Source organism: Barnesiella sp. ET7, assembly GCF_024733785.1.
GTDB classification, from domain to species: domain Bacteria; phylum Bacteroidota; class Bacteroidia; order Bacteroidales; family Barnesiellaceae; genus Barnesiella; species Barnesiella merdigallinarum.
Genome location: NZ_JANRHM010000001.1, coordinates 190,379 through 202,714 on the forward strand (window position 1 = coordinate 190,379; position 12,336 = coordinate 202,714).

A 12,336-nucleotide genomic window follows, 5' to 3' on the forward strand; every position below is an offset into this window, starting at 1 on the left:
AATGGGCCATCCCCACTCTCAAAAAAAATTCTGTACAGAAACTATTGCGACTCACAACCAACGCCCGGCAAAAAGGGCATGACCGGGAACCGACAGGACTAATGGCGCTCGGTGCGCGACGCATCGATACGCAACAGCACAAAGAGCAGAATGGTAAATCCCCACAACGACGAGCCGCCATAGCTGAAGAAGGGCAAAGGTATCCCTATCACCGGGCACAACCCGATGACCATACCCACATTCACCGCCAGGTGGAAAAAGAGTATCGACACCACACAATAGGCGTAGACCCGACCAAAGGCCGAGTGCTGTCGCTCACCGATAGCAATGAGACGGAAGATAAGGGTCACAAAGAGCAGAATCACCCCCACAGCTCCCCAGAATCCCTCCTCTTCGCCGATGGTACAGAAGATAAAGTCGGTATCCTGCTCGGGCACATACTTCAGTTTGGTCTGCGTACCGTTGAGGAAACCCTTCCCCCAGAAGCCGCCCGACCCGATGGCAATCTTCGACTGGTTCACGTTATAGCCGGCACCCCGCAGGTCCTCCTCCATACCCAGTGCCACCTTGATACGCTTTTGCTGGTGAGGCTCCAGTACCTCGTTGAAGGCATAGTCGACCGAGAAGAGGAAAACCACCGACACGAGCGCCGTAGCCAGTATGGTGAGCACGCGCAACGAGCGGGTCGAGAAGTAAAGCACCAGCAGATACACCGTCGTAGCCACCGTAGCCCCTATGCACACATAGAGCAGATTGACCGGCACGTCGAAGTAGAGCAGCACACCGCACACCAGCCCTACGGCCAGATAGCCCCACAGCAGATACCGGGCAGCCCGTCCGTTCTTCTGATAGAGCAACAGCATACCGGCCACCACCAGGAAGATGAGGATAAACACCAGCACCTCGCCGGCCGCCACACTCCCCCACATGAGGCCCGAATACTTGACCGCCACCACAAAGTAAACGATGGCACACAGCCCGTAGAAGAGGAAGAGCCCCGACAGGCCCTCGCGATAAAGCACAAAGATGAGCGAAGCAAAGACCAGAGCCGACCCAGTCTCCTTCTGGGCAATAATCAGGACAATAGGCAGCACGATGATGCAGATGGCCTGGATGAGGTCGCGCCGGTTCTTCAGCGAAAAGCCGTAGGTCCCGAACGACTTGGCCAGGGCGAGCGCCGTGGCAAACTTGGCAAACTCGGCCGGCTGCAAACTCACCGGCCCCAGCACCAGCCACGAGTGCGACCCTTTGATGTCGGGAGCCAGAAATATGGTGGCAATCAACAGCAGTATCAGAATGCCGTAAAAGAGGTAGGCATAGGCTTCATAGACCCTGAAATCGACCATCAGAATCATAAAGGCCAGCATGAGCGAGAGCCCTATCCACATGAGCTGCTTGCCCGACCGCTCGGCAAAATCGAAAATACTGGCATTGTCGAAGTCGTAGCTGGCGGCATAGATGCTCACCCAGCCGCAAAAGATGAGGATGAGGTAGAGAATCACCGTCATCCAGTCGATCGAACGCCATATGTTAGTGCTTCTTGACTCCACTGTAAATAATCGTATTGGACTGTAACATACGTTCTTCGAGATATTTCCGCTCCGGGGCAATCTCCCGGTTCAGATACATCTCCATCATCAAGCTCCCGATAGGCACGCCGTAGGTGGCCCCGAAGCCGGCATTCTCGACATATACGGCAATCGCAATCTTGGGGTTGTTCATGGGAGCAAACCCCATGAAGGCCGAGTGGTCTTTGCCGTGAGGGTTCTGAGCCGTACCCGTCTTGCCGCACACCTCGACTCCGGGAATGGCCCCGATGCGGCAGGTACCGCCGGTCACCGCCATGCGCATACCCTCGACCACATAGTCGTAGTAGTGCGCGTCAACCATCGTGTGCTTGGGGGTGGTATACTCGGCACTGATGGTCGAGTCCTGTATCTCGCGAATGAGGTGGGGCGTGTAGTAATGGCCCCGGTTGGCGATGGTGGCCGCCAGATTGGCAATCTGCAACGGGGTGGCCAGCACCTCGCCCTGCCCGATGGCCACCGATATGATGGTGAGGGCGCTCCAGCGGTTCTCGCCGTATATGTTGTTGTAGTAGTTGCTGTTCGGGATAAAGCCGCGACTCTCGCCCGGCAGGTCTATGCCCAGCCGGTAGCCGTAGCCCATCGAGACCAGGTAATCCTTCCAGATGTTGAAGGCCTCGGCGGCCGACTTGTACTTGGTGCGGTTGTCGATCATCGAGCGCAACCCGTAGCAGAAAAAGGCGTTGCACGAGGTTTGCAGGGCCGGCCTCAACGCCAGAGGCGAAGCGTGCCCGTGGCATCCTACCTTCAACCGTCCCGCCACGAAACCGTGGTAACAGGGATAGAGCGTGTTATCGGTGATGATACCCTCGTTGAGGAAGATGAGCCCCTGTGTGGGCTTGAAGGTAGAGCCCGGCGGATAGGCGGCCATCAGCGCCCGGTCGTAGAGCGGTTTGTATTTGTCGCGATTCAGCTTCAGGTAGTTCTTGCCCCGTTCGCGCCCCACCAGCATCGAGGGGTCGTAGGTGGGGCTCGAGACCATGGCCAGCACCTCGCCCGTCGAGGGCTCGATGGCCACGATGGCACCTATCTTGTTCTGCATCAGCTTCTCGCCATAGGCCTGCAGCTCGATGTCGATCGAGAGCTTCAGGTTCTTACCCGATACGGGGGCCACGTCGTAGCGGCCATCCTCATACCGACCCTTGATGCGGCCGTGGGCATCGCGCAAGAGAATCTCCACCCCCTTCTCGCCGCGCAGCACCTGCTCGTACGACCGCTCGATACCCAGGTCGCCCGTGTAGTCGCCCCGCTTGTAGTAGTCGTCGCGCTCGATGTCGCGGGGCGACACCTCGCGGATGTTGCCCAGCACATTGGCCGCCACGGGGTAAGCATACTGGCGCAGCATGCGGTTCTGGATGAAGAAGCCGGGGAATCGGTAGAGCTTCTCCTGCAGGCGGCCATAATCCTGGGCCGAGAGCTGTGTCATGAAAGTCTGGGGTGTATAGGAGGAGTATCCGGGATTGAGCCGCGGGTTCTTCATGTCCTCCATGCGCTTGTCGAACTGCTCGCGGGTGATACCCAACGTGCGACAGAAGTCGAGCGTATCGAAGGGACGCACCTCGCGCACAATCATCATCACGTCGTAGGCCGGCTGGTTGAACACCAGCAGCTTGCCGGTGCGGTCGTAGATGAGGCCTCGCGAGGGATATTGGGTCTTTTTCAAGAAGGCATTGCCGTCGGCATACTGCTTGTAATCGTCGTTGAGTACCTGCAACGAAAAGAGGCGCACGATGTAGATACAGGCTACCGCCAGCACGATGCCCCCGATTACATATTTGCGTTTGGCCAGCTTATAATCTTTTCTCACGTCCGGTCTTCGTTAAACTGTCCATTCCCAAAACCACCAGAAACGTCAGTGCGGTACTGGCTACGACCCGAAGGATAAGCCGCCCGACGTTGAGCAGGCTCAACGACTCGACCAGAAACAGCACCACGCAGAAACAGAGCGAAAGCGTGAGGAGATACCGCACATAGAGCGACATGCCGAAGCTGCGAATCGACGGAATCGCCTCGGCATAATCTTCGCCTCGCGGCGTATAGAGGTTCAACACCGGCTTGCGAAAAGCCGCCATCACCACACACGCGAGGGCATTCATACCCGGCGTGTTGCTGAAGATGTCGATTGTGAGACCCAGCACAAAAGCCAGCGTGAGGGTCCAGTTAATCGAGAGCGACAAGGGCAGCCGCAAAATAAAGTAGATGTAAAAGAAGGGTATGGCTACCCCGAACAGATGTATGTCGTTGCCAATCGTCACCTGCAACAGCACCATGACGATAAACAGAAACAGGTATCGCAGCCAGTTACTCATAGCGGGCCTCCTTTTCCAGTTGGTCTTGCTCCTCTTTCATGCGGTTCGAGATGATGCGCACATATCCCAAACAGCTGAAATCGGTACTCAATTTCACCCGCAGCGCATAGAAGTTGTCGTCGCGCTGCTTCTTGTAGTCGCTGATGACTCCAATCATCAACCCTTCGGGGAATACCGACGAGTAGCCGCTGGTCACAATCGTGTCGCCCGGGGCGAACTCGACATGACGGGGCATCTCCTCGAGCACGGCATAGCGGGGACTCACGGCGTCCCACACCAGCGACCCGAAGTAGTCGCTCCCCTTCACCTTGCAACTGAGGCGCAACTTGGGATTCAGCACCGAGATAGCCACGGCATGATGCTCGCCCACCACGTTGATGATGCCCACCACACCGTTCTGGTCGACCACCCCCATCTCGGGCTCTATGCCTTCGGCACGCCCTTTGTCTATGGTGATGTAGTTGTTGGTCTGGGCCACGCTGTTGTTCACCACGCGAGCCACCACGAAATCGTAGTCGTGCAGCACCGAGTCGGCCGGAATCGTATCCTTGCCCGCTGCAGCCCGGTAGCTGTTGAGCTGCTCCTTCAGGTTGACCACCTCCATCTCGAGCTCACCGTTGCGCAGCTGCAGGTCGCGGTTGGCCTGGCGCAAGCCCAGATACGAGGTGACCTCCGACTGCAAGTCGTAGACCACCACCGCCACCCGGTTGGCCGACGAGAAGTAGACACTGCGCTGATAGGGATTGCGCCCGAACAACAAGACGCAACTGAGCACCACATAGAATGCAAAAACAATCCATGAGCTATGTCGCCACAAAAAATCGATCAAATTGCGCATTGTTTCCTCGTTTGTCTACCAACAACGAGTTACAAAGGCTTTTTCGGCCTCTGTAACTCGTCTCTATACTTGTCATACCCGGCCGGGACAACCCGGCCCTCTCGTCGTCCGCTCTTATCGGATGAGGAACGAGAACTGGTCTATGTTCTTCAAAGCCACGCCCGTGCCTTTGGCCACAGCATGCAGGGGATCGTCGGCAATGCGGAAGGGGATACCTATCTTGTCGGTCAACCGTTTGTCCAAGCCTCTCAGCAGGGCACCGCCACCGGCCAGCCAGATACCGTTGCGCACGATGTCGGCATAGAGTTCGGGGGGGGTATGCTCGAGGGCGTTGAGTACGGCAGCCTCGATTTTCGAAATCGACTTTTCGATACAGTGGGCAATCTCCTGATACGAAACGGGTACCTCCATCGGCAGGGCCGTCATGCGGTTGGGACCGTGCACCACGTAATCTTCGGGGGGATTGTCGAGCTCGGTCAGAGCCGAACCGACGTTGATCTTGATCATCTCGGCCGTACGCTCGCCCACCTTCACATTGTGCTGGCGACCCATGTACTCCTGAATATCGCTCGTCAGGTCGTCGCCGGCTACCCGTATCGAGTTGTTCGACACGATACCGCCCAGCGAAATCACGGCGATTTCGGTCGTACCGCCACCTATATCTACAATCATGTTGCCCTCGGGAGCCAACACGTCGAGACCGATACCGATGGCGGCAGCCATAGGCTCGTAAATCATGTAGACGTCGCGGCCGCCGGCATGCTCCGACGAGTCGCGCACGGCACGAATCTCGACTTCGGTACTACCCGAAGGGATACCTATCACCATACGCAGCGAGGGCGAAAACCAGTGGCTCTTCGAGCTTACCATCTTCACCATGCCGCGAATCATCTGCTCGGCAGCGTAGAAGTCGGCAATCACACCGTCGCGCAAGGGGCGTATCGTGCGTATGTTCTCATGAGTCTTTTCATACATCAAACGAGCTTTTTCCCCGACTGCCAGCAGCTTGTCGGTACGCTTGTCCAACGCAACCACCGACGGCTCATCGACCACAATCTTGTCGTTGTGGATAATCACCGTATTGGCCGTACCCAAGTCGATGGCTATCTCCTGCGTGAAAGAAAACAATCCCATATTGACTATTCTTTTTTAATGTTTAATATTAGTGTTTGAAGTGCCGTATGCCGGTCATCACCATAGCCATGCCGTTCTTGTTGCAATAGTCGACCGACTCGTTGTCGCGAATCGAACCGCCCGGTTGTATCACGGCATTTACCCCGGCCTCGTGGGCTATCTCCACACAGTCGGCAAAGGGGAAGAAGGCATCGGATGCCATCACGGCTCCCTGCAAATCGAAGTGGAACGAACGGGCCTTCTCGATGGCCTGACGCAGGGCGTCGACACGCGAGGTCTGACCGATACCGCTGGCGCAGAGCTGACGGTTCTTGGCCAGTACGATGGCGTTCGATTTGCTATGTTTTACAATCTTGTTGGCAAACAGCAGGTCTTCGACTTCGGCAGGAGTTACCGCCTTGTCGGTTACCTGGCGCAGCTCCTCGGGTTTCTCGCGATAGAGGTCGCGGTCTTGTACCAGCACGCCGTTGAGCAGCGAGCGGAACTGACGGGCAGGAGCCTGGAAGGGTTTCTGCACGAGCACGATGCGGTTTTTCTTCTGCTCCAGAATGGCGAGGGCCTCGGGGTCGTAAGCCGGAGCGATGCACACCTCGAAGAAGATTTTGTGCATCTCCTCGGCCGTAGCCTTGTCGACCGGACGGTTGGTGATGAGCACACCGCCGAAAGCCGATACGGGGTCGCCGGCCAGGGCATCTTTCCAAGCCTCGAGCAGCGTGTCGCGCGAGGCCAGACCGCAGGCGTTGTTGTGTTTCAGAATGGCGAAGGTGGTCTCGTCAAATTCCGAAATCAGCGAAACGGCGGCATCGATGTCGAGCAGGTTGTTGTACGAAATCTCCTTGCCGTGGAGTTGCTCGAACATCTCGTCGAAGTTGCCATAGAATACACCCTTCTGGTGGGGATTCTCGCCGTAGCGCAGCACCTTGGCGTGGTTGCCGGCATAGCGGAAGGCCGAGCCTTCGCCACCGTCGAAGTAGTTGAAGATGGCGCTGTCGTAGCCCGACGACACAGCGAATGCCTCTTTGGCAAACCAGCGGCGGTCTTCGAGCGAGGTGTTGGCACCCTTCTCTTTCAGCAGCGAGAGCAGCGGGGCATATTGGGCTTTCGAAGCCACGATGACTACATCCTTGTAATTCTTGGCAGCGGCCCGGATGAGCGAGATACCGCCTATATCTATCTTCTCGATGATGGCGCTCTCGTCGGCACCCGAAGCTACCGACTCTTCAAACGGATAGAGGTCGACGATTACCAGATCGATCGAAGGTATTTCGTATTGAGCGATTTGCTGTTGGTCGGTTTCATTCTCCCGACGGTTGAGGATTCCGCCGAACACTTTGGGGTGAAGGGTCTTTACCCGGCCGCCCAGAATAGAGGGATAACCGGTCAGGTCCTCGACTGCACCGCAAGGGATTCCCAGCGATTCGATAAACGACTGCGTGCCGCCGGTCGAGATAAATTCTACTCCTTCGGCATGTAAGAGTTTCAAAATTTCGTCTAAGCCATCTTTATGAAAAACCGAGACAAGAGCTGTTTTAATTTTCTTATTTTCAAGCATAAAGCATTACACCATATAAATTTGCCACAAAAATACAAAAATATATAGGTTTTGCCTTGCATAATCGGCGAAAGTTTTTCATCAAGAGCCAAATCTTTTTATAGGACTCTCTTTTAACAGGGTTATCGCCTACGAATATCGAACAAAAGGGGAGGCGCGCTCGTTATCCTTTCTCAAAAAAACATACTCTTTAACCCGAAAAAAGAGAACGATTATGAAAAAACTAAGTCTATTTCTGGCGCTGCTGGCCTGTGCGGTTTCCGTCGTCGGGGCACAAGAGCGTACCATCACCGGCCAGGTTATCTTTGCCGACGACAACGAACCCATCATCGGGGCCACCATACTCGTACCGGGTACCTCGATAGGCACCAGTACCGACCTCGACGGCAACTTTACCCTCCGGGTTCCCGACTCGGCCCGCGAGGTGACCGTCTCGTACGTGGGCATGGCTACCCGGCAGGTTCCCATTGCCGACCGCATGGAGATCGTACTCGAGAATGCCGACCACAAAATCGACGAGGTGGTAGTCACCGCCCTGGGTATGAAGCGCGACCGCAAGGGGCTGGGCTATGCCGCCCAGGACCTGAAAGGCAACGAACTGAACAAGGCGGGTACCACCGGCCTCTCCGACGCCATGCAGGGAAAACTGTCGGGCGTGGAGATTGTACCCTCGAGCGGTATGCCGGGGGCCTCGTCGCAAGTGGTCATCCGGGGAGCCCGCTCCTTTACCGGCAACAACACCCCGCTCTATGTGGTCGACGGAATGCCCATCCAGTCGACCCCCGACTTCTCGACCGGCCAGAGCGTGAGCGGCACCGATATTGCCGACCGCTCCATCGACATCGACCCCAACGACATCGAGAGCATCAACGTGCTCAAGGGGCAGGCGGCGGCCGCCCTCTACGGCATCCGGGCCTCGAACGGTGTGGTGGTCATCACCACCAAGAGCGGACGCGGGCTCTCGATCGGGCGACCTCACGTCACCTTCACCACCAACCTCAGTGCCGAGACGCTGTCGCGCCGCCCGCAGGTGCAGAAGCAGTGGGCCCAGGGCTATTACAGCGACTCGCAGCAGGCCCAACGGTTCGACCCCACCTCGTCGATGAGCTGGGGCCCCCGCATCGATGCTCTGCCCGACGACCCCACCTATGGCGGCAACGTGGCCACGGCCTTGAACAACTACGACACCTCGGGGACCCAAGGCCTCTACTATGTGCCCCAGCTGGCCCAGGCGGGCGAAAATCCCTGGGTAGCCCCCGACGTCTACGACAACATCGGCGACTTCTTCCGCACGGGGGTCACCTTCAACACCTCGCTCAACATCAGCCAGCGGTTCGAGAAGGGTAACTACTCGTTCGGTATCGGCACCGCCCAACAGGACGGCGTGATTCCCTCGACCGGCCTCACCCGCTACTCGGTGCGGGGCATGGCCGAGGTCAACCTTAGCGAAGAGTGGAAGACCGGCTTCTCGGCCAACTTCGTGCGCAACAACATCGACAAGGCCCCCACCGCCAACAGCGGCGTGCTGGGTGCCGTCTACGGCGCACCGCCCAGCTACAACCTGCGGGGCATTCCCTACGCGCTGCCCGAAGACCCCTATACCCAAATCAACTACCGCTCGCTCACCTTCAACAACCCCTACTGGGCCACGCGGCACAACTCGTTCAACGAGAACACGCACCGCTTCTTCGGCAACACCTTTGTCGAGTATACCCCCCGGATTGACTGGAGCAGCGACAAAAAACTCTCGACCCGCTGGCAAATCGGTATCGACGCCTACACCTCGCGCTACAAAAACATCTACGAATACGGTTCGCAGGGGCAGGCCGGCAGCATCGAGTCGAACGGCGTGACCAACGTCATCTTCAACTCGCTCTTTACCGTCAACTACGAGATGAACATCACCGACGACTGGCACCTCACAGCCATGGTGGGCAACGAAATCAACCAGGAAAACAAAGCCTTTTACGAAGACTACGGCCAGAGCTTCAACTTCGGCGGCAACCCCACGATACAAAACACCGCGATACAGAGCGCATCGACCTCGGTACTGCGGGCCCGCACGGTGGGATTCTTCGGCAACGCCACCCTCTCGTGGCGCGACCAGGCCTACCTCAACGTCACCGGCCGTGAAGATGTGGTGTCGACCATGCCCCGCGGCCACCGCGCCTTCTTCTACCCCTCGGTGTCGGTAGCCTATGTGCTCACCGAACTGGAACCTCTGCGGGGAAACCCCGTCCTCACCTTTGCCAAGGTGCGGGGCTCGTTTGCCCAGGTAGGGCAGGCAGGCCGCTACTACAACAACTACTACGTCACCCCCAGCTATACCGGCGGCTTCTGGAGCAATCCGCCCATACTCTACCCCCTCAACGGCATTACCGCTTATGTGCCTTATGCCGAGCTGTACGACCCCGACCTGACACCCCAGAACACCAACTCGTTCGAAGCGGGATTCGACCTGCGACTCTTCCACAACCGGCTTGCCGCCAGCTACACCTTCTCGCGGCAGAACATCAAGAACCAGATATTCCCCGTGCCGCTGGCCGGTTCGACCGGCGCCGCCCAATACGTGACCAACGGCGGTAAGATACACACCGACGCCCACGAAATAGAGCTGAACGGCGAAATTTACTCCACGGCCGACATCACCTGGGACCTGGGAGTCAACTTCACCGTCATCCGCAACCGGATCGACGAGCTGGCTCCTGGTGTGACCAACATCTTCCTCGGCGGCTTCGTCACGCCGCAGGTCCGGGCCGGTGTGGGCGACTACTACCCGGTCATCTACGGTACCGCCTTCAAGCGCGACAGCCAGGGCCGCATCCTGGTCGACGAAGACCCCAACAGCGCTACCTACGGCATGCCCATGGCTTCGGGCAACCCGCAGGTCATCGGGCAGTGCGCCTCCGATTTCACGATGGGCATCAACACCTCGTTCCGCTACAAGCGGCTTTCGCTCTCGGCCACCTTCTCGTGGCGGCACGGCGGCGACATGTATTCGGGCACCAACGGCCTGATGGACCTCTACGGCATCAGCAAGAAGACCGAAGACCGCACCACCCCCTTCGTCTATCCCGGCTATAAGGCCGACGGCACCCCCAACGACATCGTGCGGGGCGGAGCCGACGATGCCGGAGCCTACGAGACCCTCTATGCCGACGTGCTGGGAAACATCGACGAGTCGTACATCTACGACGCTTCGTTCTTCAAACTGCGCGACCTCACCGTCAAATACCAGTTCCCCCGCGTCGGAATATTCGACATCTCGCTCTTTGCCTTTGCCCGCAACGTGCTGCTGTGGGCCAAGATGCCCAACCTCGACCCCGAGTCGTCGCAGGGCAACAACAACATGAGCGGTACCTTCGAGCGATTCTCCCTGCCCCAGACCTCGAGCTACGGAGGGGGACTCACTGTAACTTTCTAACCTTCAAACACGACATGGATATGAAAAAGCTCATCTATATCTTCTGCGCCGCCAGCCTGCTCACCGCCTGTACCGACGACGTGATGGACCGCCTCAACCGCAACGAAAACGACCCCGAAGAGGTGCCGGCCCGCTACCTCCTCACCGATGCCGAAACGGCTTCGGCCGTCAGTGTCGTTTCGGGCGACTTCGCCTTCTATACGGCTGTTTACATGGAACAGCAGGCGGGCATCTTCAACCAGATGTACAACGCCGAGATGCGTCTCGCCGAGGTCTACTCGGCCGCTACCTTCAACAACGCCTGGAATGCCACCTACCGCAACCTGCTCGCCCTCAGGATTATCCGCGAACGCTGCGCAGCCGGCGGTGCCGAGGCGGGCTCGAACCATCTGCTGGGTATGGCTCAGGTGCTCACGGCGCTGAACCTGGCTACCCTCACCGACCTCATGGGCGATATTCCCTGGAGCGAAGCCCTGCAACCCGGTGCCGTTTACCAACCGAAGCTCGACAGTCAGGAGTCCATCTACCAGGATGTCTTCGACCTGCTCGACGAGGCTATCGACAACCTGCGGAAAGAGGATCTGGCTACCCTCACCCCGGTGGGGACGCAAGACCTCATCTACGGCTCGCTCGATGCCGACCGACAGGCCGAGCTCTGGATCAAGGCAGCCTATGGTCTGAAGGCCCGCTATGCCCTCCGCCTCTCCTTCCGCGAACCGCGCTACGACCAGGTAATCGACTATGCCGACAGCTCCTTTGTCTCATCCGACGAACAACTGGCCTACCCCTACGACGGCAGCTCGTCGATCAACCCCTTCTATGCCTTCTACCTGAACCGCCGCTACTTCGGGGCCAGCGAGAGCCTGCACCAGAAGCTCGTCGAGCGGAACGACCCGCGCGAAAGCCTCTTCTCCAAAGCCTATCCCGGTACCGGCCAACTGGTGTTCGCCCCCAACGGCGCACCCGAGCAACGGCAGGGCTACTACGGCATATCGGGCCTGCTCTCGCCTACACGCCCCACCCTGCTGCTCAGCTACCACGAATTGCAGTTTGTCAAGGCCGAGGCGCAAACCCGGCTGGGCCAGACCGGCGATGCCATCGGCTCGCTCTACAACGCCGTGGTGGCCGCCTTTGCCCAGGTGGGTCTCTCGGCCAGTGAGGCCGACGACTATTTCCAGAATGTCGTCCTGCCCCGCTTCGAGGCCGACCCCCTCAGCGAAATCATCAACCAGAAGTATCTGGCCTGCTACGAGGGCGAGGTGCTGGAGACCTACCACGACTACCGGCGCCTCCTGGCCATGGGCGAGGGTGACCTCCTGCCGCTCGCCAATCCCCTGCCCTTCCCGCTGCGGCTCCCCTACGGCAACAGCGACGTGGTGAGCAACGACCATGTGGCCCAGGCCTACGGCAACGGCGACTACGTCACCACCGAACCGGTGTGGTGGGCCGGAGGCAGCCGATAGCGAATCGAACAAAGTCTGTCATTGTCAACC

Annotated in this window: 8 protein-coding genes; 2 read left to right on the forward strand and 6 right to left on the reverse strand. The window is 58.3% G+C overall.

Features of this window, described 5'->3' with window-relative positions:
• Window positions 1-98: 98 nt before the first annotated feature.
• The 6 genes from rodA to purH all read right to left on the reverse strand — a co-directional run bounded on the left by rodA (window position 99) and on the right by purH (window position 7,419).
• Window positions 99-1,550: a rod shape-determining protein RodA gene (gene rodA, locus NW211_RS00700; protein WP_087408187.1), complete on the reverse strand. Its 1,452-nt coding sequence runs from the start codon at window positions 1,548-1,550 to the stop codon at window positions 99-101.
• The gene (mrdA, locus tag NW211_RS00705; protein WP_258326564.1) at window positions 1,531-3,393 is read right to left on the reverse strand and encodes a penicillin-binding protein 2; all 1,863 of its coding nucleotides are present in this window, start codon (window positions 3,391-3,393) and stop codon (window positions 1,531-1,533) included. The genes rodA and mrdA overlap by 20 nt, the downstream gene beginning before the upstream one ends.
• A complete protein-coding gene (locus NW211_RS00710) occupies window positions 3,377-3,895 on the reverse strand; it encodes a rod shape-determining protein MreD (protein ID WP_258326565.1) in 519 nt (172 codons plus the stop codon). The genes mrdA and NW211_RS00710 overlap by 17 nt, the downstream gene beginning before the upstream one ends.
• Entirely contained in the window at window positions 3,888-4,733 is an 846-nt protein-coding gene (mreC, locus tag NW211_RS00715; RefSeq protein ID WP_087408190.1) for a rod shape-determining protein MreC, read from the reverse strand. The genes NW211_RS00710 and mreC overlap by 8 nt, the downstream gene beginning before the upstream one ends.
• A gap of 114 nt (window positions 4,734-4,847) precedes the next feature.
• Entirely contained in the window at window positions 4,848-5,867 is a 1,020-nt protein-coding gene (locus NW211_RS00720; protein ID WP_087408191.1) for a rod shape-determining protein, read from the reverse strand.
• Window positions 5,868-5,895: 28 nt separating this feature from the next.
• Complete coding sequence (gene purH / locus NW211_RS00725; protein WP_258326567.1) at window positions 5,896-7,419, reverse strand: bifunctional phosphoribosylaminoimidazolecarboxamide formyltransferase/IMP cyclohydrolase; 1,524 nt, start codon at window positions 7,417-7,419, stop codon at window positions 5,896-5,898.
• Window positions 7,420-7,630: 211 nt separating this feature from the next.
• Here purH and NW211_RS00730 point away from each other — a divergent pair, with 211 nt between their 5' ends.
• Window positions 7,631-10,843 (forward strand): SusC/RagA family TonB-linked outer membrane protein, encoded by a 3,213-nt coding sequence (locus tag NW211_RS00730; RefSeq protein WP_258326673.1) that lies wholly within the window; start codon window positions 7,631-7,633, stop codon window positions 10,841-10,843.
• Between the two features lie 20 nt (window positions 10,844-10,863).
• Window positions 10,864-12,306 (forward strand): SusD/RagB family nutrient-binding outer membrane lipoprotein, encoded by a 1,443-nt coding sequence (locus NW211_RS00735; RefSeq protein WP_258326568.1) that lies wholly within the window; start codon window positions 10,864-10,866, stop codon window positions 12,304-12,306.
• The last annotated feature ends 30 nt before the right edge of the window (window positions 12,307-12,336 follow it).

Bases quoted from the DNA above. Each gene is read 5' to 3' on its own strand.
- NW211_RS00735 (WP_258326568.1), top strand. From the start codon at position 10,864: ATGAAAAAGCTCATCTATATCTTCTGCGCCGCCAGCCTGCTCACCGCC.
- purH (WP_258326567.1), bottom strand. From the start codon at position 7,419: ATGCTTGAAAATAAGAAAATTAAAACAGCTCTTGTCTCGGTTTTTCAT.
- NW211_RS00710 (WP_258326565.1), bottom strand. From the start codon at position 3,895: ATGAGTAACTGGCTGCGATACCTGTTTCTGTTTATCGTCATGGTGCTG.
- NW211_RS00720 (WP_087408191.1), bottom strand. From the start codon at position 5,867: ATGGGATTGTTTTCTTTCACGCAGGAGATAGCCATCGACTTGGGTACG.
- mreC (WP_087408190.1), bottom strand. From the start codon at position 4,733: ATGCGCAATTTGATCGATTTTTTGTGGCGACATAGCTCATGGATTGTT.